Source organism: Embleya sp. NPDC059213 (assembly GCF_042754445.1).
Lineage (GTDB): Bacteria > Actinomycetota > Actinomycetes > Streptomycetales > Streptomycetaceae > Embleya.
Genome location: NZ_JBHZAV010000136.1, coordinates 1 through 25590, shown reverse-complemented (window position 1 = coordinate 25590; position 25590 = coordinate 1). Strand labels below are relative to the sequence as shown.

General features: G+C 71.2%; 29 protein-coding genes. 12 read left to right on the top strand and 17 right to left on the bottom strand.

What is annotated here, in order from left to right; all coding sequences use genetic code 11:
- The coding region (locus ACFXMF_RS34880; protein ID WP_380020963.1) for a DUF6585 family protein at positions 1 to 634 on the bottom strand (634 nt) is incomplete at its 3' end.
- Positions 635 to 887: 253 nt separating this feature from the next.
- Here ACFXMF_RS34880 and ACFXMF_RS34875 point away from each other — a divergent pair.
- The gene (locus ACFXMF_RS34875; RefSeq protein WP_379991183.1) at positions 888 to 1277 is read left to right on the top strand and encodes a DUF1801 domain-containing protein; all 390 of its coding nucleotides are present in this window, start codon (positions 888 to 890) and stop codon (positions 1275 to 1277) included.
- Positions 1278 to 1328: 51 nt separating this feature from the next.
- On the opposite strand, the gene ACFXMF_RS34870 is transcribed toward ACFXMF_RS34875, so the two are convergent.
- Both ACFXMF_RS34870 and ACFXMF_RS34865 read right to left on the bottom strand, forming a co-directional pair.
- The gene (locus tag ACFXMF_RS34870) at positions 1329 to 2021 is read right to left on the bottom strand and encodes a TetR/AcrR family transcriptional regulator C-terminal domain-containing protein (RefSeq protein WP_360322748.1); all 693 of its coding nucleotides are present in this window, start codon (positions 2019 to 2021) and stop codon (positions 1329 to 1331) included.
- Entirely contained in the window at positions 2018 to 2224 is a 207-nt protein-coding gene (locus ACFXMF_RS34865; protein WP_379991190.1) for a hypothetical protein, read from the bottom strand. Before ACFXMF_RS34865 ends, ACFXMF_RS34870 begins: the two co-directional genes overlap by 4 nt.
- Here ACFXMF_RS34865 and ACFXMF_RS34860 point away from each other — a divergent pair.
- From ACFXMF_RS34860 to ACFXMF_RS34850, 3 genes are all read left to right on the top strand, one after another.
- Positions 2147 to 3265, top strand: coding sequence for an NAD(P)/FAD-dependent oxidoreductase (locus ACFXMF_RS34860; RefSeq protein ID WP_360322750.1), 1119 nt, complete (start codon positions 2147 to 2149; stop codon positions 3263 to 3265). The genes ACFXMF_RS34865 and ACFXMF_RS34860 overlap by 78 nt on opposite strands.
- Before the next feature lie 366 nt (positions 3266 to 3631).
- Positions 3632 to 3865 carry a hypothetical protein gene (locus ACFXMF_RS34855; RefSeq protein WP_360322752.1) on the top strand — a complete coding sequence of 78 codons (234 nt, stop codon included), beginning with the start codon at positions 3632 to 3634 and terminating at the stop codon, positions 3863 to 3865.
- 177 nt (positions 3866 to 4042) lie between these two features.
- A complete protein-coding gene (locus ACFXMF_RS34850) occupies positions 4043 to 4687 on the top strand; it encodes a DUF2637 domain-containing protein (protein WP_360322754.1) in 645 nt (214 codons plus the stop codon).
- Between the two features lie 100 nt (positions 4688 to 4787).
- On the opposite strand, the gene ACFXMF_RS34845 is transcribed toward ACFXMF_RS34850, so the two are convergent.
- The 3 genes from ACFXMF_RS34845 to ACFXMF_RS34835 all read right to left on the bottom strand — a co-directional run bounded on the left by ACFXMF_RS34845 (position 4788) and on the right by ACFXMF_RS34835 (position 8443).
- Positions 4788 to 5807 (bottom strand): aldo/keto reductase, encoded by a 1020-nt coding sequence (locus ACFXMF_RS34845; protein WP_379991181.1) that lies wholly within the window; start codon positions 5805 to 5807, stop codon positions 4788 to 4790.
- A 258-nt stretch (positions 5808 to 6065) separates the two neighbouring features.
- Positions 6066 to 7016: a sigma-70 family RNA polymerase sigma factor gene (locus ACFXMF_RS34840; RefSeq protein ID WP_360322758.1), complete on the bottom strand. Its 951-nt coding sequence runs from the start codon at positions 7014 to 7016 to the stop codon at positions 6066 to 6068.
- Entirely contained in the window at positions 7013 to 8443 is a 1431-nt protein-coding gene (locus ACFXMF_RS34835) for a DHA2 family efflux MFS transporter permease subunit (RefSeq protein ID WP_379991180.1), read from the bottom strand. Before ACFXMF_RS34835 ends, ACFXMF_RS34840 begins: the two co-directional genes overlap by 4 nt.
- Before the next feature lie 206 nt (positions 8444 to 8649).
- Between ACFXMF_RS34835 and ACFXMF_RS34830 the strand changes: the two genes are divergently transcribed.
- Both ACFXMF_RS34830 and ACFXMF_RS34825 read left to right on the top strand, forming a co-directional pair.
- Positions 8650 to 8961, top strand: coding sequence for a hypothetical protein (locus tag ACFXMF_RS34830; RefSeq protein ID WP_379991179.1), 312 nt, complete (start codon positions 8650 to 8652; stop codon positions 8959 to 8961).
- A gap of 267 nt (positions 8962 to 9228) precedes the next feature.
- A complete protein-coding gene (locus ACFXMF_RS34825) occupies positions 9229 to 9663 on the top strand; it encodes a hypothetical protein (protein ID WP_379990298.1) in 435 nt (144 codons plus the stop codon).
- Between the two features lie 124 nt (positions 9664 to 9787).
- On the opposite strand, the gene ACFXMF_RS34820 is transcribed toward ACFXMF_RS34825, so the two are convergent.
- The 3 genes from ACFXMF_RS34820 to ACFXMF_RS34810 form a co-directional block, all read right to left on the bottom strand.
- Positions 9788 to 10249 carry a DUF4279 domain-containing protein gene (locus tag ACFXMF_RS34820; RefSeq protein ID WP_379990297.1) on the bottom strand — a complete coding sequence of 154 codons (462 nt, stop codon included), beginning with the start codon at positions 10247 to 10249 and terminating at the stop codon, positions 9788 to 9790.
- A 316-nt stretch (positions 10250 to 10565) separates the two neighbouring features.
- A complete protein-coding gene (locus ACFXMF_RS34815) occupies positions 10566 to 10748 on the bottom strand; it encodes a DUF397 domain-containing protein (protein WP_379990296.1) in 183 nt (60 codons plus the stop codon).
- Positions 10745 to 11542 carry a helix-turn-helix domain-containing protein gene (locus tag ACFXMF_RS34810; RefSeq protein WP_379990295.1) on the bottom strand — a complete coding sequence of 266 codons (798 nt, stop codon included), beginning with the start codon at positions 11540 to 11542 and terminating at the stop codon, positions 10745 to 10747. Before ACFXMF_RS34810 ends, ACFXMF_RS34815 begins: the two co-directional genes overlap by 4 nt.
- Before the next feature lie 268 nt (positions 11543 to 11810).
- Between ACFXMF_RS34810 and ACFXMF_RS34805 the strand changes: the two genes are divergently transcribed.
- Entirely contained in the window at positions 11811 to 12422 is a 612-nt protein-coding gene (locus ACFXMF_RS34805; RefSeq protein ID WP_379990294.1) for a hypothetical protein, read from the top strand.
- 226 nt (positions 12423 to 12648) lie between these two features.
- A complete protein-coding gene (locus ACFXMF_RS34800; RefSeq protein ID WP_379990293.1) occupies positions 12649 to 13023 on the top strand; it encodes a hypothetical protein in 375 nt (124 codons plus the stop codon).
- A 255-nt stretch (positions 13024 to 13278) separates the two neighbouring features.
- Here ACFXMF_RS34800 and ACFXMF_RS34795 read toward each other — a convergent pair whose 3' ends face one another.
- From ACFXMF_RS34795 to ACFXMF_RS34760, 8 genes are all read right to left on the bottom strand, one after another.
- On the bottom strand, positions 13279 to 13977 hold the full coding sequence (locus ACFXMF_RS34795) for a hypothetical protein (RefSeq protein ID WP_360319113.1): 699 nt from the start codon (positions 13975 to 13977) through the stop codon (positions 13279 to 13281).
- A 74-nt stretch (positions 13978 to 14051) separates the two neighbouring features.
- Positions 14052 to 15611, bottom strand: a complete 1560-nt coding sequence (locus ACFXMF_RS34790) for a class I adenylate-forming enzyme family protein (RefSeq protein WP_379990292.1) — start codon at positions 15609 to 15611, stop codon at positions 14052 to 14054.
- A 13-nt stretch (positions 15612 to 15624) separates the two neighbouring features.
- Positions 15625 to 15981 (bottom strand): hypothetical protein, encoded by a 357-nt coding sequence (locus ACFXMF_RS34785; RefSeq protein WP_379990291.1) that lies wholly within the window; start codon positions 15979 to 15981, stop codon positions 15625 to 15627.
- Positions 15982 to 16019: 38 nt separating this feature from the next.
- Entirely contained in the window at positions 16020 to 17129 is a 1110-nt protein-coding gene (locus ACFXMF_RS34780) for a D-2-hydroxyacid dehydrogenase (RefSeq protein WP_360319119.1), read from the bottom strand.
- On the bottom strand, positions 17126 to 17977 hold the full coding sequence (locus ACFXMF_RS34775) for a thiamine pyrophosphate-dependent enzyme (protein ID WP_360319121.1): 852 nt from the start codon (positions 17975 to 17977) through the stop codon (positions 17126 to 17128). The genes ACFXMF_RS34780 and ACFXMF_RS34775 overlap by 4 nt, the downstream gene beginning before the upstream one ends.
- On the bottom strand, positions 17974 to 19149 hold the full coding sequence (locus ACFXMF_RS34770; protein WP_379990290.1) for a hypothetical protein: 1176 nt from the start codon (positions 19147 to 19149) through the stop codon (positions 17974 to 17976). The genes ACFXMF_RS34775 and ACFXMF_RS34770 overlap by 4 nt, the downstream gene beginning before the upstream one ends.
- Complete coding sequence (locus ACFXMF_RS34765) at positions 19146 to 19433, bottom strand: 4Fe-4S dicluster domain-containing protein (RefSeq protein ID WP_360319125.1); 288 nt, start codon at positions 19431 to 19433, stop codon at positions 19146 to 19148. The genes ACFXMF_RS34770 and ACFXMF_RS34765 overlap by 4 nt, the downstream gene beginning before the upstream one ends.
- Positions 19430 to 19999, bottom strand: coding sequence for a 2-oxoacid:acceptor oxidoreductase family protein (locus ACFXMF_RS34760; RefSeq protein ID WP_379990289.1), 570 nt, complete (start codon positions 19997 to 19999; stop codon positions 19430 to 19432). Before ACFXMF_RS34760 ends, ACFXMF_RS34765 begins: the two co-directional genes overlap by 4 nt.
- Before the next feature lie 131 nt (positions 20000 to 20130).
- Here ACFXMF_RS34760 and ACFXMF_RS34755 point away from each other — a divergent pair, with 131 nt between their 5' ends.
- From ACFXMF_RS34755 to ACFXMF_RS34740, 4 genes are all read left to right on the top strand, one after another.
- Positions 20131 to 20778 carry a TetR/AcrR family transcriptional regulator gene (locus ACFXMF_RS34755; protein ID WP_360319129.1) on the top strand — a complete coding sequence of 216 codons (648 nt, stop codon included), beginning with the start codon at positions 20131 to 20133 and terminating at the stop codon, positions 20776 to 20778.
- Positions 20779 to 21001: 223 nt separating this feature from the next.
- Positions 21002 to 22489: a hypothetical protein gene (locus ACFXMF_RS34750; RefSeq protein WP_379990288.1), complete on the top strand. Its 1488-nt coding sequence runs from the start codon at positions 21002 to 21004 to the stop codon at positions 22487 to 22489.
- Positions 22490 to 22655: 166 nt separating this feature from the next.
- Entirely contained in the window at positions 22656 to 23117 is a 462-nt protein-coding gene (locus ACFXMF_RS34745) for a hypothetical protein (protein WP_360319133.1), read from the top strand.
- Positions 23118 to 23417: 300 nt separating this feature from the next.
- Positions 23418 to 25538, top strand: a complete 2121-nt coding sequence (locus ACFXMF_RS34740) for a phosphocholine-specific phospholipase C (RefSeq protein WP_380020961.1) — start codon at positions 23418 to 23420, stop codon at positions 25536 to 25538.
- Positions 25539 to 25590 lie beyond the last annotated feature (52 nt).

Here is a 25590-nt window from a genome sequence, read left to right as displayed (position 1 = left end):
GTCCCGACTGCGACTGTTGCGCCTGAGATCGATGGCACCCCTGCCGTGGATGCACGGTCGACCACGACGGCGACGCGGGACTCCGGCGCCGCCTGCGCGGGCAGTTGCGCCCCGCCGCCGGCGACGCCGCGAACGCACTTGACCACAAGGCGACTTCGGACCGACCGACGGTCGCCGTCACCTCGGCGCGGGCCCGGCACCGTGCCGGTAGGCGTCGACCGGCATCAGGAACAGGGACAGGTTCGGGGTCAAGCCGACCTCCTGGGTGGCCACGGGTCGGGTTGCCTCGAAGCGCCGGATGATCACGAAGCCGCCCCTCCGCGTGGCTGATCCGTGCCCAGGGCACCACACCCTGCTTGCCGTGGACGCCGGCGGCGGAAATGGTGATCCGGCCGAAGGCGAGCGTCTTGCCGGCGCCGAGCGTCGCCCGGGCGGCGGGCAGGAGGGCTCGGGCCACGTGTTCGTCGATCAGCGGGCCGAGCGCGGCGTACCGTTGCACCGGCTCGACGGGGGTGTTCGGGCTGCCTCCTTGGCGCGGGTCCCGATACACGCCGGCGGCTTTCAGGCGGACGCCGTCGGTACGGACCACCTCCCGCGTGAAGACGGTGCCGTCATAACGATCGTGGTCGAGCATCGTGGTGACGACGAGCAGAAGGCACTCGACGACGGTGTCCCAGCGGAAGAACAGGGTCCGCGCTCCGTGACAACCCGACGAAGGCCGCCCGAGCGGGCGTCGCGAACTCGAATCAGGCCGTAACCCGGCGGGCCGGCAGGTCGAGCAGCCCGCGTCGCCGCCCCGGCAGGCCGGGCGCCGGCATCCGCAGGGCGTGAGCATCTCGCGCGCGTTGTGGGGGATTTGCGGGAGGGGTCGGCTAGCGTGCGGGGTCATGACGTATGACACCGACTCGCGGGTCGACGACTACATCGAGGGTCTTCCCGACTGGCAGCAGGCCGTCTGTCGGGAGGTGCGGGATCTCGTGCACGGCGCGGATCCGGAGGTGGTGGAGACCATCAAGCGCACCGTGCGGCCGTACTTCGTGCTTCAGGGCAACATCTGTGCGCTGTTGGCGGCCAAGGACCATGTCAACGTGTTCCTCTACGACGGGGCGATCGTCCCGGATCCCGAGGGGATCATCACCGGTGGGCACGACAACAAGACCGCTCGCACCGTGGCGGTGCGCGAGGGCGAAAGCATCAACGCGCCGGCCCTCACCGCGATGTTCAAGCAGATCATCGCGAACAACCGGGCCGGTGGGTGGCGAAAGCTGAAGCACTGACGGCCGGTGGACACCGACACCGACCCGCTCACCTTCCGCGCGAGCCGAACGTCAGGCCGGTGGCACGGTGAGTTTGGCGGCCACCGCGTCGAGGACCCAGTCCAGGCCGGTCACGAACGATGCCTCCGCGTCCACATCCGTGCCGTCGTACACGGCCTTGGCCAACGCCGGGAAGCGGCCCGTGGCCAACATCCTGGTGAGATGTGGGCCGAAGGCGCGTTGCCAGTCGTGCTTGGACAACCCCGTGGCGCGCTCGGCTCGCAGGTTGGCGACCTCGCGCCTGATCGCGCCGGTGTAGTAGGCGCCGACCGTCTCCACGGCGCGCATGACGGTGTCGACATCGGCGAGGCCGTCGAGGGCGGCCAGCGTGGCCTCGGCCACGGCGAGGCCGTTCGGGCCCAGGGTCGGGCGACCGCCGAGCAGGTCGGCCAGCCATTCGTGCCGGAGAGCGGCCTGCCTGGTGCGGTGGGCGAGGACGCGCAGCGCCTCCCGCCAGTCGCCGGGTTGTTCCTCGGGGAGGATCTCGGCGTGGACCTCGTCCAGCATGAGGTCGAACAGTTCCTCCTTGGTGGAGATGTATCCGTACAGCCGCATCGGGCCGGCGTCCAGCCGCGCGGCGACCTTGCGCAACGACACCGCGTCCAGCCCGCCCTCGTCGGCCAGCGCGACGGCGGCGGCGACGATCCGCTCCCGGTCGAGCGGTACGGGGCGAATCGGCGGCTCCGGCCGGTCCCACACAGTCATGGCCATACCGTACCGATGCAAGGCACCGTACCGATGCAGGACACCGTATCGATCCAGGACACCGTATCGATCCGACGCACCGCACTGTTGCGATGCAACGTATCGTGGAAATACAGTGTATCGACATGAGACACCGAATCGCCGTAGTCGGAAGCGGTCCCGCCGGCCTCACCTTCGCCCGCGTGCTGCATCGCCATGGTCATCCCGTCACCATCCTCGAACGCGACCCCACCCCCGACGCCCGCCCCCCGGGCGGCACGCTGGACCTGCACAAAGGACTGGGCCGACTCGCGCTGGACAAAGCGGGGCTGTCGGCGGAGTTCGACGTGCTGTCCCGTCCCGAGGGGCAGGCCATGCGCATCCTGGACACCGCCGGAGCCGTCCTGCGCGACTGGCCACCGGGTCCGGACGACCGGGCCAATCCCGAGATCGACCGCGGGCAACTCCGCGACCTGTTGCTCGGCCCGCTCGACGTGCGGTGGGGGCAGGGCGTGACCCGGGTGGTGCCGGGGACCGAGGACGGCGTATCGGTGCATTTCGCGGACGGCCGACAGGAGACGTTCGACCTCGTGGTCGGCGCGGACGGCGCCTGGTCCCGGGTCCGCCCGGCACTCTCGTCGGTGAAGCCGCACTACACCGGCGTCACCTTCGTCGAGACCTCCCTGGACGACGTCGACACCCGCCATCCCGACCTCGCCCGGTTGGTCGGCGACGGTTCCGTGGCCGTGTACGGCGTGAACCGAGCCCTCGTCGCCCAGCGCAACAGCGGCGGCCACGTCAAGGTGTACGCCCAGTTCCGCGCGCCGCTGGACTGGCACGCGAACCTGGACCTGTCCGACGCCGAGGCCGTGCGATCGAGTCTGCTGGCCCGATTCGACGGCTGGGCCGCTCCCGTCCTCGAACTCCTCCACCGCGGCGGCACTTTCGTGCACCGCCCCCTGTACGTCCTGCCCGTGTCGCACACCTGGACCCACGTCCGCGGGGTGACGCTCCTGGGCGACGCCGCGCATCTGATGCCCCCGCTGGGGGCGGGCGCGAACCTCGCGATGTTGGAGGGCGCCGAACTCGCCGAGGCCATCGCCACCTGCCAGGGAGATCCGGACGAGGCCGTCCGCGCCTTCGAGGAACAGATGTGGGCACGGGCCGGCAAGTGGGCGAAGATCACCACGGCCGGGCTGGACCGCCTCGTGAGCCCGGACCCCGCCGACGCCCTGGCCCTCTTCGACCAAGTCCAGCCGTCCTGACGGCCGAACGGCACGAGAGGGTCGGCGCGAAGTTCTCGGGGGCGCGGCCGGGGTGACAAGGATTCCAGCCGAATATGTGCACGGCGGAAGATAGGACTGCCGACGGGAGGGCACTCCGAATCTTTACCAACCCGTGAGTTGTCCATTACGAAAGTAAAGACTCCGTCGGCGAACGGCCCATCTTCCCTGCAACGGCACGGAATTCGCGCTCTCGGCGGCGAAAGATCCGTCGCCCCGGTGTTCGGAAAAGCACGAGCGCAGTCGAGTGGGACGCGCATCCGGGTGGTTGTTCACCAATTCGGAGCAGATCCAACCAGGAGGGTGTGTCGTTACCCGGGCGTGACTCCCCGCGCATCCACCTCCGCCGTGGCTCCTCCCACGCTCGCCCAACGCGCCTTCCCCATGGGGGATTGGGTCCTCACCCCTCGCGCGGCAACGTTCCGCAAACGGTCCCCGCACGCGTTCATCGAGCGTGCGGGGCAGCGCGTCCCGCTTCGTCATTGCTCCGCCGACATGGAGCAGTTCGCCCTGACGATGGTGTTGATCGCCGCCGAGTACTCGCGCCGCCTCGACGACGTCCTGGACGAGCCACAGTCCTGAATTTCAGGACCACCGTCGACAATTTAAATGTTGTATTCGGCATCCGAAATGTTGTATTCGGCATCCCAAGACCCCCTATCACATGAATGAATCAAGCATATGTATCAAGGTTATGGATACGACCCGTATCTCCCGCCCGCCAGGCAATTCCCCCCGGGCGCCGCACCGCCTCCCGACGTGGCGGAGTGGCCGACGGCGAACACGGCGGTGTCACCGGACGGGCTTTCCCCGTCGTTCGCGGTGGTGGGCGATCCGGCGTTCGAGGCCGACCTCGCCCGACTCCTGGCCGGCCCGATCGACGACGCCCCCACCACCGTCGAACTGCCGACCCCGATCCGGGGACCGAGCAGTCATCGCCGGCGCCCCCCGGAGACCGCCCTCCCGATCACCGGCGCTCGGCGACTGGACCGGCTCAGCCGCTCCATGGTGGTGGTCAGCGTCGTGTTGGTCGCCACGATCAGCGTGCTCGCCGCGTTGATCGCCCTGGCACCGATGCGGCACACCGCCGACACGCCCGCCGGCCCGGCCCGCTGGTGGCCCGTCCTGGTCCAGGGGCCGTGGGTGGTGGCCTCGCTGTCGATTCTGCGTTCCAGCCTGCACCGTCGCCGGGCACTGCACTCGTGGATCGTGGTCGTCGCCTTCGCCGGCCTGTCCATGGCGCTGTCCCTCACCCACGCCCCCATGACCCTCCAGGGCATCGTCGTCGCCATCCTTCCCGCGGTGGCGACCACGGCCTGCCTGCACCAACTCGTACGCCAGATCACCTTGACCCGACCACCGCGACGATCCGTCCCCGGCCAGGGCCGCAACCCCCCGCTCTGAGCCATGCCCGTCCGCGCGAGCCACCGGATCCGCACGCGGCGACGTCGCTCCGGATCCCACGCGGGCACCACCCGAACGCGAGAGGTTGCAGCCGGGGCGATCAGCGGCGCCGCAGGGACGGGTCGAGGAGTGCGGGCGGGGTGTCGTTCTTCTCGTGTGCGGCGAGGTCGGTGCCCGGGGCGACGATCGCGTCGATCGCGTCGAGTACGTCGGCCGAGAGCGTGGTGTCGGCGGCGGCAAGCTGCGCGTGCAGGTGGGCCGGGGTACGGGGGCCGATGAGCGCGCTGGTCACACCGGGGTGCGCGGTCACGAAGCCGAGCGCGAGCTGAATCATCGTCAGGCCGGCCTCGGCGGCGACGCCGGCCAGTTGCTCGACGGCGTCGAGCCGGGCCCGGTTGGCGGGGATGGTGAGGTCGAAGCGCTGCGGCATGAACGTCGAGCGGCTGGTGGTGATCTCACTGCCCGCACGGATCGAGCCCGACAGCCAGCCCGAGGCCAGTGGGCTCCAGGCCAGCACGCCGAGCCCGTACTCTTCGGTCACCGGCAGCACGTGGGCCTCGATCCCGCGCTGCAGGATCGAGTAGCTGGGCTGTTCGACGACGTACCGACTCAGGTGGTGCTCGCGGGCCGCCCACTGGGCCTGCACGATGCGGTGGGCCGGGAAGGTCGAGGAACCGAAGTAGCGGATCTTTCCCGCGCGCTGCAGGTCGGTCAACGCCGACAGGGTCTCCTCGTCGTCGGTGTTCGGGTCCCACCGGTGCATTTGGTAGAGGTCGACGTGGTCGACGCCGAGCCGACGCAGGCTGTCCTCCAACGCGGTGATCAGCCAGCGACGCGAGCCGCCTCGGCGATTGCGCTCGTCGCCCATCGGCATGGTCGCCTTGGTGGCGAGCACGATGTCGTCGCGGCGGCCCGCGATGGCCTTGCCGACCATCTCCTCCGACTCGCCGCCGCTGTACACGTCGGCGGTGTCGATCAGGTTGATCCCCGCTTCCAGGGCGGCGTCGACGATGGCGGTCGTCTCGTCCTGGGTGGTGCGCCCGATCCTGCCGAAGTTCATCGCGCCGAGCGCGAGGCTGCCGACCTGCACGCCGGTGCGGCCCAAGGTGCGGTACTGCATGACCGTGTCTCCTCATTGCGAGTGAAGCGTGGTGCGGTGCATGGCTTGCCTGCCGGTCCCGTCTCGGCAGCATCACCAAAACGGAACCGCATTCCGGAACCATACGGAACATGGTTCCGTTTCTGCAAGCGACGCGTGGGCGCACGGCGCGGCGAACGACGGCGACGGCCCGGGACGGTCGGCCCCGGCCGGTCGAGGAACACCCGAGGCCGCGCCACGGTCACCCGCCGGGCAGCGGCTCCGCGCGACCGCGGATCGTTACGCCGCACCCCTGACGATCGGCAGGCCGAAGGACGGGAACAGGTCCGCTCGGTGGAAGGCGAGGACGGCCGAGATGCCCGCCTTGGTCACCGTCGGCACCTGGATCGCGTGTGCGTGGAACGCGTCGTCCCGTCCGTGGACGTACATCGCGAACGCGGGCCGGCCGTTCGCCGACGTCTCGACCAGGATCCGCTGTCCCGGACCCGGCCGCAGCTTCGCCGCGAGCAGCCGCAATACGCTCGCGCGACCGTCGAACCAGGTCGGAATCGGCGGCATCTCCCAGCGGGTGTCCTGGGTCAGCAAACTCTCCAGGGCCGCCATGTCGGCCTGCTCGAAGGCTTGCGCATACCGATCGAGGAGCGCGCGGCGTGCCGGTTCGTCCGGTTCGGCGAACTGGTCCTCCTCCGGGGCGAGTCGGGCGAGTTCCGCACGGGCTCGCTGGAGCGAGCTGTTCACCGCCGCCGTCGTCGTGCCGAGCAGATTCGCCACCTCCGACGCCCGCCACGACACGACGTCGCGCAGAATCAACACCGCGCGCCGGCGTGGCGGCAGGTGTTGCAACGCGGCGATCATCGCCAACCGGAGGCTCTGCCGAGTCTCCACGACCAGGGCCGGATCGGCGTTCGAGAGAAGATCCGGGAACGGCTCCAACCAGGTCACCTCCGCGGCCGGCGACTCCAGGTCGTCGGGGTCGGTACCGGGCGCGCCCAGCGCCGACGGCACCATCCGGCGGCTGCTGTGCTTCAGCGCGTTCAGGCAGACCCGGGTGGCGATCCGGTACAGCCAGGTCTTGATCGACGAGCGTTGCTCGAACTCCGCGAACCCTCGCCACGCCCGCAGGTACGTCTCCTGTACCGCGTCCTCCGCGTCGTGCCGCGATGCCAGCATGCGGTAGCAGTGCGCGATCAACTCGCCCCGGTGTCGCGCGAATTCGTCTTCCAGGTTCATACCGCCTCCTCGACCGACTCCCGGCGGGGCGCCGAACCGGCCGGACCCGCCGGGCCGGGGGTGCGCCGAGCCCCGATGCCGAGTCCGGCGAGTGCGCCGAGCAGCGACAGTACGCCGCACCCGGCCAGGGCCCGGGCGAACGCCGAGGTCGGCGACGCGTAGCCCCCGGCGTCGGCGAACACGGTGGCCAGGGCGGCGACTCCGACGACACCGCCGAGTTGGCGCATCATGCTGTAGATGCCGGAGGCGATGCCGACGGCTTCGCGGGGCAGCGCTCCGACACTGGCGCTCTGCGTCGCCGGCATCGCCATCGAGACACCGCAGCCGGCCACGATCAGCGCAGGCAACAGTTCGACGTAGCGGACCGAGGCGTCGGTGACCAGGCTGATCCAGAACATGCCGACGGCTTGCAGAACCAGTCCGGCCACCACGAGCGGGCGTTCGCCGATCCGGTCCACCAGGCGGCCGGATATCGGTGCCGTCAGGAAGAGGGTGGCGGTCCAGGGCAACAGTTGCAGGCCGGCCTCCATCGGTCCGGAACCGAAGAGGGTCTGCATGTACTGGGCGAGGAAGAAGACCGCGCCGAAGAGTGCGGCGGTGAGGAAGAAGCCGGCCGCGTTGCCGGCCGAGAACGCCCGGGTACGGAAATAGGACAGCGGCACCATCGGCTGTGGCGCGCGCCGCTCCCAGGCCACGAACGCCGCGAGCAGCAGCGCGCCCAGGACGAACGAGCCGAGCACCTCGACGCCGGCCCAGCCGGCCGCTCGGCCGCGAACCACGCCCCAGACGATGCCGAGGACGGCCGACGAGATCAGGACGGCGCCGCGGCCGTCCACTCGGCGGGCCGGCCCTCGGCTCTCCGGGATCCTGCGGAGCACGAGCGGGATGGCGAGCGCGCCGACCGGCACGTTGATCCAGAAGATCCACTGCCAGGCCAGGCCCTCCGTCACGGCGCCGCCGACCATCGGGCCGCTGAGTACGGCCAGGCCGGTCAGGCCGCTGAAGATGCCGATCGCCCAGCCGCGACGCTCGGGCGGGAAGGCGGCGCCGAGCAGACCCATCGCCAGGGGCATCACGACGGCGGCCCCGATGCCCTGGAGGACACGGGCCGCGATCAGCCACGACACCGAGGTCGCCGGCGCACACGCGATCGAGGCGACGGAGAAGATGGCGAGGCCGGTCGCGAACATCCGACGCCGACCCCACCGGTCACCGATCGCGGCCGCGACCGGCAACAACATCGCGAAGGTGAGGCTGTAGGCGTTCACCGTCCATTCCAACTCCTCGATCGAGGCGCCGAGATCCTGCCTGATGGTGGTCAGTGCCGCCGCGACCACCAGCGCGTCGAGTGCCACCATCACCGAGCCGATCGCGGTCAGGCCCAGCACCCAGCGCTGCTCGACGGTCGTGCGTTCCCTGCTGCTCACGAAGGTCCCTCCAGAAGTCCGCTCTCATCGGTACCGACAACTGCGGAGGGGCGAAGTAATCGTGGTGGGCGTGGTGGGCGTGGTGGGCGTGGTGGGCGTGGTGGGCGTGGTGGGCGTGGTGGGCCTGACACTCGTTGCGATGAGTTCGCGGGTTTCGCGTTGTCGAAGTCGGTGACAGCGAAATCGAGCGAGAAGAGCCCGAACCCATGACCACAGCAGTCATCCGCTACCGGACCAGGCCCGAGGCGGCCGAGGAGAACCAGCGCCTGATCGAGAACGTCTTCGCCGAACTGGAGAGCACGGCGCCGCCCGGCCTGCGGTACAGCAGCTTCCGGCTGACCGACGGCGTCACCTTCGTCCACGTCGTCGACGGCGAGGGCCTCGCGGAGTTGCCCGCGTTCCGCGAGTTCCAACGCGACCTCGGCACCCGCCTGGCCGCCGACCTCGTCCGCGACGATGCGACCCTGCTGGGTTCGTACGCGACGGCGACGGCGACGGCGACGACCGCGCAGGGCTGACAAAGCAGCCGTGGCATCGCCCGTGCGCGCCGGGGGACGGCGGATCTCCGGCGCGCACGAACGGCTCCGCCGCCCATCCCGCCGGGTCGGCGGCGGCGCCGGGCCATGCCCTCGGACAGCGGGCTAACGTCGGCAACACGCGGTGGGCAACCGGCGGTCGGCCGGAAGTGGTGACCCCGTCCCGGCTGTTCGATGCGCCGTCGAGGGCTGTGCGGGCTCCCGGTCGTCTCCAGCCGGCCGCCGAATCGAAAGGGTGGGGTCGTGGGCATGATCGAGCGGCTGTGGACGGCCGGCGAGATACCTCTGTGGGACGGGCTGTACCGGCCGGACGACACCGGCCTGGAACTCCATGTGGACGGCCCCGGGGCCTACCACCCGGATGCCGGACAGCCGATCCCCTTCCGCCTCGGAGACCCGCTCGACGTGGCCCGGGCCATCGAGGAGGGCGGCACCAACGAGGTGGACACCTACTTCGAGAGCGCGCTGCCGGACGGGTCGGGTCGGCTGTCCGGCGGCGGCGCCGGAATGGGCAACATCGGCTACCTCGCCCGTCTCGACGCCGACCGCCGCCTGCGGTGGGTCGCCGCCATGTTCGACTCCAACCCGTTCATGGGCGTGCGCTACGAAGGAACAAGCGCCATCTTCGTCAACGACTGGAGAAATCTCCTGACCCTCGACCTCACCGACCCCGCCCTCACCTGACCCCGGTGGGTCCCGAGGCGAGGTGGCAACCCTCGCCGAGGGCGGTCGGCGTGCCGGCTTCCCGATGCTGCCGTCGAGCCGTCGAGGTACGCCTCGTTCGCCCGGGCGAGTAAGGACCCACGCCTCAACCGGCGGCCTCGTCCCCGGTCATGCCGTACTCGTCGACGTCGAGCTCGGCGCCGGTGGCATGGAGGAAGTCCAGGACCTCGCGGTCCAGATGCCAACCGAAGAGGTTGGGGGCATCCGCGGCGCCGGGCTCGGCTCGGTCGTCGTCGTCGTCGAAGTAGCGCACGACCTGGAGTACCGCTCCGCCGCCGGTGCCGGTCAGGTGGCGGGCGAGTTCGCAGATGCGGTCCGTGTGGGGCCGGAGCCGGTCGAGAATGCGGGCGATCTGCTCGTCGACACACAGACCCGGTTCCCGACAGACGACCTTCCACGAGTGGTCGACCGGAACCACCGTCGGCTTGGTGAACCGGCTGCCACGAACCGTTGCTTCGTCGGGACCGATGCCCAGCCTGACGGTCATGTCGGCCGCCGAGGTGTACCGGCTGTACAACGCGAAGTAGGCGTACTGGCGCAGTGGCATCCCCTGGAGGATAGCCGCGCGGAACATGGGCCGACCGCAATCACGCGCACCCCGACAATCGCGCAGTCGCGGTGCCCGGAGGTCGACCCGGTGGCACTGCCGCCGGTCCCGGGCCGGAGCCTGCTCCAGGGAGTACTGCCGGCGAACACGGCCGGGGCGTCCGGGAGTCGCACTCGTCCGATTCCCCGCCGACGGCGGCAGGGGCTCGACCGGCAAGCCCCCGGCCGAGCGCCTGCACAACCAACCCGCGACCCACCCGGGGCACGTGTTGCCACGACCCCCGAAGAGACTCCGCCGCGCGGATACCGCACCTTGCTCAGCGTTCGACGTCGAGGAATGCGGCCCAGGCCGCAGTGCTCGTGTCGACGATCGGCGACCCGTCGACCTTGCTGTCACGGACGCCGACCGAGGTGGTCAGCAGGGCGACCTCGACGCAGTCGCCGCCCTGGGTTCCGCTGTGGCTGCTCTTGCGCCACGCCGGACGAATCGTTGGATTCACAGCTCTCCTCCCCGTTTCTCGATGAGCGCTCGGGAGTCGGCAATCGTGAGCGCCTGCGCTCGGATGATTCCATACCGCTGTCGAAGGACTCGGATCTGCTCCAGGCCGGCCACAACCTCGCCTCCCGCCTGCGATTCGATGTATGCGTGATGCACGCCGTCCGGCATCTCCAACAGCAGCATCGGGCCGTCCAGTCCCACGTGTTCCTGGCAGGCCGTGAGCATGATCTGAATCGAGACGTTGCGCAGCGCACCGAGTTCCAGCAGACGAGTCAACTGCCCCTTCAACACGTCCCTCCCGCCGATGGGTCTATGCAGGACGGATTCCTCGACGACATAGCTACAGAGTGCCGTGGGCCTCCGCGTCAGCAACTTCTGGCGATCCAGTCGGGCGTGGACCTGGATGTCGATGTCGTCGTCCTCCAACGGCGGGCAACCTGCGCCGAGCACGGCGCGGGCGTAGTCCTCAGTCTGCAACATCCCTGGAACGAGGGCGTTTTGATAGGAGTCGACGGAGACGCAATTCCTTTCCCACTCGGCTGTATCGGCGAAGAACTCGGCCACGGCCTTCTCACCGACCAGGCAGGCCGCCGCCGCCTGAAGTGCCCCGTCCGTGGCGAGTTCCCTGTCGAGATCCACCAGCAGAGGCGTCAGCGCGGGACGCCGTCCGCACTCGATCGCGTGGATGAGGGAGAGGGACTGAGCGACGGCGTCGGCCAGTTCCTGCTGCGTGAGACCCTTCTTCTTTCGATAGAACCGAACCTGACTCCCGAAGAGTTTGTGCGCCGCACTCACGCGTTGTGACTTGGGTGACACCGTCATTCGCCTCCCGGTCGATGCAATTACGTCCATGCGACCGGCTGAGCCCCACAGTTACGGGCGAGGCCGGAAAAGTTACGGATATACCCGTACCGGCCGATCATCTATTCACGTTAGGCGCCGGCGGGCAGGCTCGTGGGCACGACAACAGAACGTCACCCGGGCGTTCCGGCGGGAGAACCGTCCCGATGTCGGTGCCGGTACCCACCGAGCCCATGCCCCCCTACGCACCCCTGGAGCCTCCGTGACCAATGTCGACCCCGACACCGTCCGCGATGCCGAAACCGACACCGACACCGACACCGACACCGACACCAGGCTCCCCGTTGTGGCGTTGCCCGCATGGAGTGTTCGGCTTACGCCTTGTGGGCCCGGGGTGTGGCGGGTGGACTTCTTTTCGCTCGGGACGCATCCCGTCGAGGATGAGCCCGATCAGGCCACCGTGCACCTGACCGATGTCGAGGCGGGCGACTTTGCCCACACGCTGCTGCGGCCCGGGCATCCGGACGAGGCCACGCCCGGACGCGCGCGCCTGGTGCGGGACGGGTTCGGGCTGCGGTTGCGGGTGTTGGTGGCGCCTGCCCACGGGGAGGCCGGCGTGATCGCACATGTCCAGGAACACCACCGGCTCGTGCTTCTCCACCACCTTGCCCGGCATCGACCCGACCTGATCCCCATCGTCACCCCGCCCGACCCGCGCCTGTGCCTGGGCCCCATCCCGATCACCGGCCTGACCATCGACCAGGCCGCCGAACTCCACACCCGCCTCGCCCACTGGCTCGCGAGCGAGGGCCTCCGCGCCGCCATCGCCGACCGCGACGTCATCCACCGCCTGACCCCGACGACCACAGCCTGATCACCGACCCTGCCCACCGGTCGACAAACCACATTAATCTCTTGAGCCGCTCGAACCGCTCGAACCGACATGGACTTCCCGAAGTCCCTGGAAAGGATCCCTCATGCGCCCGGCCAGGTTCGAGATGTTCCTGCGTGAGCAGGTCGCCGCCTCCAGAGCCGTCGCGGCCGTACGGACGCGCACCGCTGCCGGGGGCGGCCGGACACCGAACCGTGGGGCCTACGGCGTGCTGGTCACCCTGCGCGGTGGCGGGTCGGTCGAGATGATGATCACGGCACGGTCGGCACCCGGCGACGCATACGGCGAGCCCGAGGCGATTGTCGAGGGTGAACAGTCCGCCCCGATCGAGTTGTCCGGTCCGATCGACGGAGCGAAGGTACGCGTCACCGACCTGGAGACCTTCATCGCATCGGTGATCGTCGGCTCCGGTAGTCGTGAGGTTGCCGAGATCACGCAACGGTTCTCCGAACAGGCCGGGGCCATCAGTCACGGCATGGTCATCCGCTTCCATTCCGGTGCACGCGTCCATCTGAACTTCGTGACCGCCCACCCGGCCGGTGAGCGGCCGAACGCGAGCTACCAATGCCCGGACGTGATCTGACCCTCCCGAGAACCACCCGACCGCCGTAAGGAGCTACGGCTGTCGAGACCAGGCGGATTCGTGGGCCGATTGCGCGGTGGCTCGGCGCACGATGGCGAGGGTGATGCTGCGGGAGGCTGCGGCCGAGCTGCTCCTCGGCCGGCCGGCGCAGATGCCGGCCGGTCGGCAACTTGCCCGGCCGATCCGCCTCGTGCGCCTCGTACGAGGGTGCTCGGCCATGGAGCAGAGCGCGGACCCGGGGCGGCCGGTGGTGCTTCAGCCACCTGCCCGGTGCGTCGCCAATCTCGCCGCCGGGCGGCAGTAGCGGCCGTGCACGGCGGCGTGGTGTTCGAAGTGTGGTGGGAGCCAGGTGCCGGCGAGCAGTCGAGGGTGTGCCGGGAAGGAGTCGAGCGCGGCCAGGGCGAACATCAGCGAGGCCCACCCGGAGTGCAGCCGGATGCTCATGTAGCCGTTGCCGTAGGTGTCCTGGAACGACGCCTGGAAGACGCCGGGACCGGGCAGGTCCACCGCGTCCAGGCCGTTCCAGTACAACGACAGCGGCGCGATCGGATGTACCAGGCGCACGTGTTGCAGGGTCACCGTGGCCTCGCCGAAGCCGTCCGGCATCCAGCGCGGCTGCGCGTCCCGGGCGGCGTTGTTGCGCCGGACGTTGTTGCCGATCGCGTTGGCCGCCAGCGCGCCGACCACGAACGCCGGGCCACCCAACACGAACATGTTGCTGTGTCGGTAGCTGCCGTCGCCCGCCGCCCGCATGGTGAACCGCTCCGCCTGGCCCGTGGCCAGCGCCCGATCGCCCGGATCCAGCCGGATCGGGCTGGGCACCGGCGGCCGTTGCGCGACGCGGTCCTCGATCACGTCGGCGACCACATCGCAGGTGTAGAGCAAGAAGTCGTCCAGCGGAGTCCACGGCGGTACCTGCCCACCGGGCCCCTGCGGCTCGTTTCCGTTCGTCATCGCGCCCCCGAACCACCCGATGTGCGGCGGAGTTTCCCGTCGATCGACCGTTCCCCGCGAGCATAGCGAAACGCTCAGCGCGATCCGGCGGGATTGTCGGCGATCGACGCGACCGCAGCCGGCCCCGCCTCCACCGCCGCCGCCGTGATCCGCTCGGCCAGGCGCCGGCGCAGCACCTGGCCGGTCGCGGGCGTGCGCGGCAACTCGTCGACGTACACCACCCGGCGGGGGTGCTTGTGCGCGGCCAGACGCCCCACACAGCCGGCCCGCAACGCGGCGAGGTCGGGCGGATTCGCGGGATCGCTCGGCACCACCACCGCGCAGATCAGCTCGCCCCAGGTCGCGTCCGGCAGGCCGACCACGGCCGCCTCGCGAACACCGTCGGTCCGCGTCAGCACCGCCTCGACCTCCCCCGGTGCGACCGCCTCGCCGCCGGTGCGGATCAGTTCGCCGACCCGGCCGACGATGCTCAGATACCCCTCGGCGTCCATCGTCGCGAGATCGCCGGTGTGGTACCGGCCGTCCCGCAACACCGCACGCGTGGCCGCCTCGTCGTCGAAGTAGCCGTCGAACAGCAGCGGTCCGCGCACCCACACCTCGCCGTCCGGGCCGAGTTCGACCTCCTGGAACGGGCCGGGCACACCGCAACTCCCGGGCTTGCGCGCTACGTCCACGCCGTCGAGCGCGGCCACGTTGCCCGCCTCGGTCGAGCCGTAGAAGACCCGGAGCACCGCGTTCGGCGCGGCCTCGGCGATGGCCGCGAGCAACTCCGGCGGCGTCCGGGACGTCCCGGTGTCGGCGAAGCGCAACGTCTCCAGCGTGCCGCCGGCGAGCCCCGGGCCGCCCTCGACCGCGAGCGTGTCCAGCACTCGCTGCCACACCGCCGGCACGCAGTTGAGCCGAGTCGCGCGGTGTCGGCGCACGGCCGCGACGATCTCCGCGCCGTCCGCCCTGGCGACCAGGACCACCGTGTCGCGCGCCTGCCACTGTTGCAGCGCGATGGTCCAGGCGCCCATGTGGAACAGCGGATACGGACACACCATCGCGCCGCGCGGTTCGAGCTGCGAACCGGGATGCGTGCGCAGCACGTTGGTGCGGTGGGACAGGATCACGCCCTTGGGGCGGCCGGTGCTGCCTGAGGTGAAGAAGATTACGTGGGGGTCGGTCTCGCCCGGCCCCTCGGCGACATCGGGCGCAGTCGCGCCCTCGGGCGTCGGCGCGCCACCCGTCGGACCCGCCGACCCGCCGAGCCCGACCACCGCCACCCCGATCGCGGCCCCCACCGTCGCCCCCGGCACGGTGTCGTCGGCGATCAGCAACACGGGCCGGGCCACCCGGGCCGTCGCGGTCGCCTCGTCGACGGACAGGGCCGGGCCGAGCGGGACATGGACCGCGCCGATCCGGGCCAGCGCCACGAACACCGGCAACACGTCGAGCGTGGTCCGGTTCCAACACACCACCCGGTCGCCCCGCCGGACGCCGACGCCGCGCAGCGCACCCACCATCCGGTCCGCCGCCGCGTCCAGTTCGCCGAAGGTGAGCACGTCCTCCCCCAGGACCGCCGCCGGCCGATCCGGGACGGCCCGGGCCGCGCCCGTGAACACGGCACCGATCACCAGACCGTCCCGCGCCATCGCCACGCCCCCTTCAGCGGTCCTTCAGCTCGACGATGATCTCGTGATAGCGCTGCTCGCCCACGTTGACCGCGGTCTCCACGCCACCGCGCCGCATCGGGACCACCACGCCGGGCACCACGTCCGCCGCGAAGTACTCGCGGTACTCCCCCAGACTGTCCGGCTCCGGCTCGACCGCGATCCGGTCGCCCGCGATCTGGACCAGGTAGTAGTCCAATTCGTGCCGATGCGCGTCGCTGCGCGCGCCCGGAGCCAGTTCCAGCTCCCAGATCCGGACCTTGTCGTCCTCGAACAACACGCGGGTACCGATCCCGCCGAGCGTGCGCTCGGCGGCCGGCTCGTCCCCGACGGGTGCGATTTCGTCGCTCATGCGAACTGCCTCCGGTGAAGGTGAGTGAATGGGTGGGTTCAGCACCCCGCCTGCGCGTCCACCCGGTTGCGCAGTTCCTCGCCCGCGAGATACCGGGCCAGGTTGTCCCGAAAGAGCCGAAAGACCTCGGTGAAGTGTTCGAGGGCCGCGCTGGAGCAGTGCGCGGACAGGTACAGGTTCGGCGCATCCCACAGCGGGTCGTCGGCCGGCAGCGGTTCGGTCGCGACCACGTCCAGCGCCGCGCCGCCCGGTCGGCCGGCCCGCAGCGCCGCGATCAGGTCCGGCTCGACGACGAACGAGCCGCGCCCGACATTGCAGTAGAACGCGCCCTCGCGCATCGCGGCGAACGCGGCGGCGTCCATCGTGCCGACCGTGTCCGCGGTCTCCGGCGCCGCCGACACCACCGCGTCGCAACCGGCCAACATCTCGTGCAGGTCGTCCGGGTGGAAGAGCCGGTCGACGTGCTCGGCGGGCACCTGCACCCGCCGCCGGGTCGCATGCACCGTCATCCCGAACGCCTTGGCCCGGCGCGCCAGTTGCGAACCGATCCCGCCGACGCCGATCAGCCCCAACGTGCCGCCTTGGATCGACCCGCCGAAGGTCGGCTGCCAGCGCCGCGCGCGCTGGAGCGCGTCCAGGTCGCGATGCCGCTTGACGAAGGCGAGCAGCCGGGCGAAGACGAACTCGGCGATCGGCGCGCCGTTCACGCCCGCCGCCGTGGTCAGCCGGATGCGCTCGCTCGGCAGCCCGGCCGAGAGCAGTTGCCCGTTGCCCGCCGCACAACTCTGGACCCAGCGCAACCTCGGCGCCAAATCCGCCACGTCGAACGGCAGATCGGCCACCAGGACGATCTCGGCCCGGGCCAGCAGGTCGCGCTGCTCGGCGGTCAACACCGGTGCCAGGTCGCGCAGTTCCGGCCGGTCCGCCGCGCCCGGCCGGCCGCGTGCGGTGCGCAGCCCCTCGGGCTCGACGTAACGGCAGTCCACGATCTCCAGCCGGGGATCGAGGGCCCGCACCGCGTCCAGGTCGGCCGCGAGCACGTGCGCGGGACGGATGTCCCACCCGGCCGGGTACATGATGCCGACGACGATGGGCGCCGCCTCGGGGGCGTCGGGGGCCGGCCCGCGGCTTTCGGACGCGTCGATCACGCGGTGGTCCTCCGGTCCTTCAGTACGCCGAGGGTGTGGGTGGCGGCGTGGGTCTTCGCCAGATACTCCGGCGCGGCGGCGGTGTCGACGAACCAGCCGGTCGGGCACATGGTCAGGATCTCCACGAACGAGAAGCCGTCGCCGCGCAGTTGGGTGCGGAACGCGTTCTTGATCATCCGGGCGGTCCGGGTGATGTTGACGATGTCGTCGACCGCGCCGCGGGCGACGTACGCGGCGCCGTCGAGCCCGGCGATCAGGTCGGCGAGCCGGATCGGATAGCCGTGCTGGGCCGCATCGCGCCCGCCGAGGGTGTTCTTCGTGCGCTGTCCCAGCACGGTCGTGGCGGTCATGTGCCCACCGGTCTCGCCGAACACGCCGTTGTTGAGCATGAAGCAGGTGACGTTCTCGCCGCGTGCCGCCGTGTGCAGCACCTCCTGGAGGCCCTCGTCGACCATGTCTCCGTCGCCCTGCACGGTGAACACGAGGGTGTCCGGCCGGCAACGTTTGACGCCGGTCGCCAGGGACGGGGCCCGGCCGTGCAGGGCCTGGAGCACCTCGATGTCGAGGTTGTTGGAGTAGGCCGTGTAGCAGCCGATCCCGAACACCGCGATCGCCTTGGTGACCCGGTCGACCTCCTGCACCTGCTCGACCATCGAGCGCATCGCGATCGGTTCGCCGCAGCCCGGACACAGGTGGTGCGCGCCGACGTCGATCAGGTCGGGGGTGAAGTCGTGCACGAGCCGGGCACCGCAGGTGGGCGCGGCGGCCGTGGTGGTCAGGACGGGCAACTCGCGGCGCCCGGCGGGCTGCGGGCCGGACGGGCTCGCCGCCGGCGTTCCGGCGCTCATCGCGGATCCCGCCGGGTTTCGCCGACCGGACCGGCCCCGGCCGCCGGAGCGCCCGTCGACCCCTCGTCGACCGGACCGAACGCGGCCTCGATCCGGCGCCGCATCGCGCCGACGTCGAGATCGGGCGCGATGCCGAAGCCGGACGGATCCAGGCTGAGTCGGCCGATGAAGCGCACCGGCGTCGCGCCGAGCACGGCCAGGCGTACGTCGTCCACCATCTGTCCTCCGCTGTTCTCGTACACGGCCACCACCCGCGCGCCCGTCGCCGCGGCGCGCACGATCTCGCTCGGGAACGGCACCAGCGTGATCGGCCGTACGTAGCCGACCCGCAGGCCCAGCGCCCGCAGGTCGCGGACGGCCTGGCGCACGTACAGCGCCGGCGTTCCGTACGCGACCACCACCACCTCGGCATCGGCCAGGAAGCCGGTCTCCGCGCGGGGTTCGGTCTCGGCGACCATGCGCTCCATCGCGGCGCCGTGCCGGGTGTAGAACTCGGCCAGGTCGTAGCCGGCGTCGCTGCGATCGCCGGCGTACCGCTGCTTGCGGTCGGACAGCGGCGAGACGAGCCTGGCCGCGCCGGTACCGCCGGTCGAGCCGTCCAGGGCCCAGTCCCGCGGGGGCAGCGGGCCGAAGTCGCGCGGCCGGACGTCGACCGAGACGTGCGTGTGGGCCAGGTAGTAGTCGCCCATCACCAATACCGGACTGCGCCGGAACTCGGCCAGGTGGAAGGCGTATTGGGTCAACTCGACCGCCTCGCGCACATCGCACGGCGCGAGCACCAGGTGCCGGTAGTCGCCGTGCCCGCCACCGCGCGTGGCCTGAAAGTAGTCGCCCTGCGCGCGGGCCATGTTCAGCACCACGAGCGGCAACCGCGCGTACACGATCTCGGCCAGCGACTCCTGCATCAGCGACAGGCCCTGCCCGGTCGACCCGGTCGCGGCCGGTGTGCCGGTGGCGGCGGCGCCCCACGCCATCCCGACCGCCTCCAACTCGCTCTCCGCGTTGACGCAGACCCCGCCGACCTCGGGCAGCCGGGCGGCCATGTGTTCGAGCACCTCGGTGAACGGCGTCATCGGATAGCCGGCGAAGAACCGGCAACCGGCCGCGATCATCGCCTCGCCGATGGCGGCCGAGCCGGGCAGTACGGGTGGCCGAGAACCGGTCGGATTCATCCGCGGGTGCCTCCGGTTTCGTCGCGGGGTTCGTCGTAGCGATAGACCTGGAAGACGAAGTCGGGGCAGATCGCCGAACACGCCTTGCAGGCGATGCACCCCGGCAGCAGTTGCGGATAGCGGTAGCCGCGGTCGTTGACGTCCTCGACGGTCATCCGCAACACGCCCGCGGGGCACGCGTCGATGCACAGGTCGCAGCCCTTGCAGGCGTCGACGTCGATGACGAGGGTGCCCTTGCTGAGCACCGGCTCCTCGGGCCCCGGGTTCGACCCGCGCGCGGTCATGCGTGCACCGGCCAGGCCCGCAGCGCCGGTCCGGCGTGCGCGTGGCCCGTGCGCAGCGCGCCGCGGATGCCTTCGACGTGCTGCCTCCGGTACGGCGGCAACACCCGGTCGGCCTCGGCCAGCAGCGTGTCCAGGCCGGCCACCGCGGTGGCCGCGGCGTACGCGCCGAGCGCGATCATCGTCACCGCCGAGGTGTTGCCGCTGCTCGCGGCCAACTCCGAGGCGGGGACCGGGACCAGCCGGCCGACGGTGGGCGTGTCGACCGGATCGCACAGGCTCGTGTTGAGCACGAGCAGGCCGTCGTCGTGCAGCCGCGAGTAGACGCCGCTCGCGTGTGCGGGGTGCAGGACCAGGGCGGACCAGGCCGAGCCGATCGTCGGCGGGCTCTCGATCGGGTCGTCGCCCAGGACCAGCGTGGTGTCCGAGTTGCCGCCGCGCATCATGCCGCCGTACGACCCGAAGTACATCGCGTGCCGGCCCTCGGCCACCGCGGCGGCGGCCAACAGCGCGGTGGCGAGTTGGATGCCCTGGCCGCCGATCCCGGTCAGTAGAACCTCACGCTGCATGGAGACCCCTTCGCGACCGGCCGGGCGGCTCGGCACAGTGCAGGTACGGATGGCCCAGAACGTTGTTCCGGATAGTAGGATGCGGCGTTCCGACAAACAAGAGCAGCGCGGATCGAAGGTGGGGATCGCCGGTGGACGGGATCGAAGCGGCGGCGAACTCCGCCGGTCTGATGGGCAATGCGGTCCGCCGACCGCTGGCGGCGCGCTGGGCGGTGTACGAGGAGGAGGTCCGGCGGCTGGTCGACGCGACCTACCGGGTGGTCGAGCGCACCGGCAGCCTGGATCCGACGATGCGCGACATCATGCGCGAGTCCGGGTTGTCGAATCAGGCGTTCTACCGGCACTTCCGATCCAAGGACGAATTGCTCGTCGCATTGCTCGACGACGGCCGGCGGCGGATGGCCGACTACCTGGACCGCCGGATGTCGGCCGCCCCCGACGCCTCGGGCAAGGTCGCGGCCTGGATCGAGGGGGTCCTCGCGCAGGCCGGCGATCCGGTCGCCGCCGCGCGTACCCGCCCGTTCGTCGCGCACCAGGACCGGCTGGCCGACCTGTTTCCCGCCGAACAACGCGACTCGGTGGAGGCGATGGTCCGCCCGCTGCGCGAGGTTCTGGCCGCGGCGCCGACCCGGGAACCGGCGGCGGACGCGCTCGCGGTCTACCGGCTGACCCTGGCCACGCTGCACGACCACCTGCGCGCCGGCACGGCGGTGACGCCGGACGACGCGGCGCACACGGTGCGGTTCGCGTTGGCGGGGGTGGGTCTGGCGGGCGGGTGAATCGGTGCGTGCGTCGGGTCGGTGGCGGACGTACCGGAACTCGGCGAGGCGCCGGAACACCGGGGCGCGGCACGGGGTTTCGGCGGGGATTCGCCACAACAACCCCCGGAACGAACGTAATCGATCCGATTTCCGGATCGTTAACGTCGTGTTCGTTAGTCCTTTCGGGTGTTGGGGCCGAATGGGGCTTCGGGGCCGGGCCCGGTGCGGTAGACAGGGGGACATGCCTCTGAAGACGCGTGCCGCCCGGGTCGGCTCGATGGATGTGAACCGCATGGCCCCGGTGGAGTTGCGGGTGTTCGCACTGTTCGCCGCGGCGGCCGCGGCGGGGCAGAGCATCACCATCCGCGAGGTCGCCGGGCTGGCCGGCCCCAACGGCCGCACGATCGGCTCGCGCAGCGCGATGAGCATCGCCGGCGACCTGGTCGACAGCGGCCTGTTGGCCCTGTCCCCGCCCCTGGGCGTGGTCGGCCTGGACGGGCCCATCCAGGTGTCCGTGGCCGGCCGGGACACCGCGGAGCCCGCACCCGCGCTGCCGCGCCCCGCCTCGCCGCTGTTGCCCGAGCTGCGCGAGCCGACCGCACCGGTCGCCGCGCCGGCCGCCGCCCCGCCGACCCGCGGCGCGCGCACCGCGCCCGAGCCGGGGTCGTCGAAGGAGGCCCGCCGGCCGCGCGAGCCCAAGCTGCCCAAGGGCGGCGAGCAGGCCGGCCTCAAGCGCTTCGGCGTGCTCACCGTGCCACCCGGCCTGCCGGAGCCGCTGCTCACCGAACTCACCTCGATCGTCGAGGGGTTCCGCGCGCACCAGGCGGGCGGGGTCGCCGACCTGACCGTCGTCGCGGAGTTGACCAAACGCAAGGCGGCCGCACTCACCCTGTGGGCCGACGCGCCCTATCCGCTGGGCACCGGCCTGGTCCGGGCCGAGGCCGACCGGGCCCACCGGGCGTACGAGACCACCCTCCAGCAGTTGGCCCAGCAGCGCGGCATCCCGTGGGAAAGCGCCCGTCCGGGCGCGGAGCCCGGTGGGCACTGGGCGGTGAGCGGCCTCGGCGAGCCGGTGCGCGGCGCGCTCACCTACATCGGCCGGACCGCCCCCGGCACCGCGCCGGTCGCCCGACTGCTCGCGCTGGTCTGCCTGTTGCGCGGGGTGGGTTCCGGCGTGGCCAACCTGACCGGGCCGGACCTGCGCGGCGTGTGCGGCAAGGAGGCCGAACTCGCGGTCGGCGAGCTGACCGCGTCCGGCTGGCTCACCGTCGATGTCGAGGACCTGCTGGCGACCGAGGAGGACCCGGTCGGGTGCGGTGTCCCCGGCGCCGAGGGCTTCGCCCTGGGCAAGCTGCCCAGGACCCGGTCCTCGGGTTGGGTGGCCCGGCTGATCTCGCACAAGAAGCTGCGCAAGCAACCCGCGCACGTACGGCTGGCCGCACTCGGCATCACCTCCCACTCGGACGCGAACGGCGAGGCCCGGGTGGAGGTCGCCTTCCTCACCGACCTCACCGCGACCGCGGCCGACCGGGTGACGACCGCCGCCGAGACCCTCGTCACGGACGGCTGGCTGACCGAGGCCCGGATCGAGGAAGGCGAGTTGCGCGCCCGAATCGCCCCGGACGCACTGATCTACGTCGAAGCCCTGCGCACGAACACCCCCGTACAGACCCTCCAGGCAGCGGCCAAGGCCGCAGCCGCCGCCACTCCGGATGCGGCGCCGGCCTAGCCCCACCCCCCGCTCCTCGACCGACGAGGTCCCGGCCCACCGGCTGTGGCCTCGTCGTTCGCTGTGACCGACGCGGGCCGCACCGGCATCCGCCGAATTCCGGACATCCGGCCGTGGCCGCGAGGTACCGTCTGTGCCCTATCGGGTTCCGGCGCCGGGGGCAGCGATGGAACGACACGTGTGTCGGGCGGCGGGCACGCAGACGTTTTCGGAGCTGATCCGAAATCCGAAGCGAATGCTCGAACTGCTCACCGGAGACACCTCGGCCCGCGCCGAGGCGGACCTCGCCGCCTGGAACGCCGGAGAGGCACGCGCCGTCGCCGCGTTCAGTCGCGACGACGGCCGCTTTCGGCAAGGCATGCCGATTCTCGATCCCGCCGCGCCCGCACCGGCGGTGTGGCTGCGGTTTCGAGCCCTCCGCCGACCCGGCGAAGGCGTCGTCCTGGCCGCTCCGTTCCACGTGCACGGGGTGCGACCGGTCGACGGCCCGGGAAGTCACACGATCGACAGGCTCCGGTTTCGCCTGGTGGCCGTGCAGGGCGCCGATCGCCACTGGGAACTCGCCGTCCCCACGGTCGATGTCCCCCCGGTGCGGGCCGCGCTGCACGCGATCGGCTCCGGACCGTAGACACGTTCCCGCCCGCGGTGCCCATCGAGGCAGGCAGACCGGGCCCGGCCGCGTCGCACCCGGACGACCCGGGTACGCAGCGCGACCGTGCCCCGCGCGGTGGCGGAAGTTTGCCTGCCCGTCACCCGTGATCCGCTCCCCGGTCGACGGCGGAGCGATGAACTGCGTTCGTCCGAACCTTCCGCACTTTGGAACACCGCCGCACGCCCGACCCACCGCGGCGCGTGCGAGCGGCTCGGCACACCCGTAGCACCACCTCCGTGCGAACCCCTCGCACGGACACATCCGAAAGGGCACTTCGTGTCGGCCTCCCCCCAGCCTCCCTCCGGCGTGTCCCGCCGCCGCCTGTTCCAGCTCGGCGCGGGCGGCGCGGGACTCGCCGTCGCCGGCTCGCTCCTGCCGCCGTCCGTGCAGCAGGCCCTCGCCTCCCCGCCCCGACGCGGCGGGTTGAAGGCGATCAAGCACGTGGTCGTGCTCGTCCAGGAAAACCGGTCGTTCGACCACTACTACGGCATGCTGCGCGGCGTCCGGGGCTTCGGCGACCACAACGCGATCCGGCTGCGGGACGGGCACACCGTGTTCGAGCAGCCGGGCGGCCCCGCCGGTCGCGTGTTGCCGTTCTCGGTGCGCAAGGCGGCCCAGGAGGCGTCCAAGGACCTCCAGTACATCGGCGACCTCGACCATGGCTGGGACGGCGGCCACAAGGCGTGGAACGACGGCTGGAACGACGGCTGGATCGGCGCCAAGACGCCCGCCACGATGGCCTACTACGACCGCGCCGACCTGCCGTTCCACTACGAGCTGGCGGACACGTTCACGATCTGCGACGCGTACCACTGCGCGCTGCCGTCCTCGACGTCGCCCAACCGCAACTACCTGGTCAGCGGCTACACCGGCTACGAGCCCGGCAGCAGCACCCGGCGCGCGATCGACAACGCCGCCTACTCCGAGGACACCCACGCGGGCTACGCCTGGACCACCTACGCCGAGCAGCTCCAGCGTGCGGGTCGGTCCTGGAAGGTCTACCAGGAGTGGGACAACTACCAGGACAACAACCTGGAGTTCTACGTCTCCTTCAAGCAGGTCGCCCGCAAGGCGCTGGCCGCCGCCGGCGACTTCAAGAGCCTGGACAAGTTCTACGGCAAGCTCCGCAAGCTGCCGGCCGCCGAGCAGGAACCGCTGCTGGCCAAGCTGGAGCAGGGCGTCGCCGCGCTGCCGGCCGCCGACCGGGAGCTGTACGAGCGGGGTCTGCGTCGCGGCCGGCCGCACTCGCTGGCGGACTCGCTGCGCGCCGACATCGCGGCGGGCACCCTGCCCGAGGTGTCCTACCTGGTGCCCTCGGCGGCCGACTCCGAGCACCCGGGCGCGTCCTCGCCCGCCGCCAGCGCGACACTCACCTACCAGGTGCTCGACGCGATCGCCTCGAACCGGGAGATCTGGGACTCGACCGTCGTCCTGCTGACGTTCGACGAGAACGACGGCTTCTTCGACCACGTGCCGGCGCCGTGCCCGCCGGAAGGGGTCCAGGACGAGTACTACAACGGCCTGCCGATCGGGTTCGGCGCCCGCGTGCCGATGATGGTGGTGTCGCCGTGGACCGTGGGCGGCTACGTCTCCTCGGAGATCTTCGACCACACCTCGGTCACCCGGTTCCTGGAGACCTGGACGGGGGTGCGCGCGCCGGACATCAGCGAGTGGCGACGGACCGTCTCCGGTGACCTGACCGGCGTCTTCGACTTCGATCGGGCCCGCCGCTCGCACGTACCGCCGCGCCCGGCCCCGGCCCCGGCGTTCACCTCGCGCTGGCGGCCCACGCCGCCCGCCGACCAGAAGTTGCCCGAGCCCGAGCGCGGTCGCCGCCCGGCTCGCCCGCTGCCGTACCAGCCGGACGCGTCCGCCCGGCTGGACGCGGGGAAGCGCACGCTGACGCTCGACCTCGCCAACGGCGGGCAGTCCAGCGTGCATCTCCAGTTGTTCCCGTACACGGGCGACCTGCCCAAGCCCAAGCACTACGACGTGCGCGGGCGGCGCTCGGAGACGATCGCGCTCAAGGGCGACCGCTACGACCTGACGCTGGTGGGCCCGAACGGCTTCCGCCGCGAGTTCGCCGGCGCCACCGCGACGGCGGGCGTCGAGGTCACCTCGCGGATCCGGGGCACGGGCCGGGTGCTGGATCTGGAACTGGCCAACCACGGCCGCCAGTCGGTGACCTTCAAGCTCACCCCGAACGCCTACGGTCAGGGCTGCTCCGACCGTGAGCGTACGATCACCCTGAAGCCGGGTCGGGACCGTACGGTGCACTGGTCGACGGGTTCGGCCGACGGCTGGTACGACGTCACGGTGACGATCGAGGGCTCCGACGGCTTCAGCCGACGCCTGGCCGGCCACATCGAAAACGGCCGGGAGAGCGTCAGCGGCTGACCGACGGGTCGCGGCGGGGCCCCGCACCAGCGCGCACGTCCCGGCGTCTTCC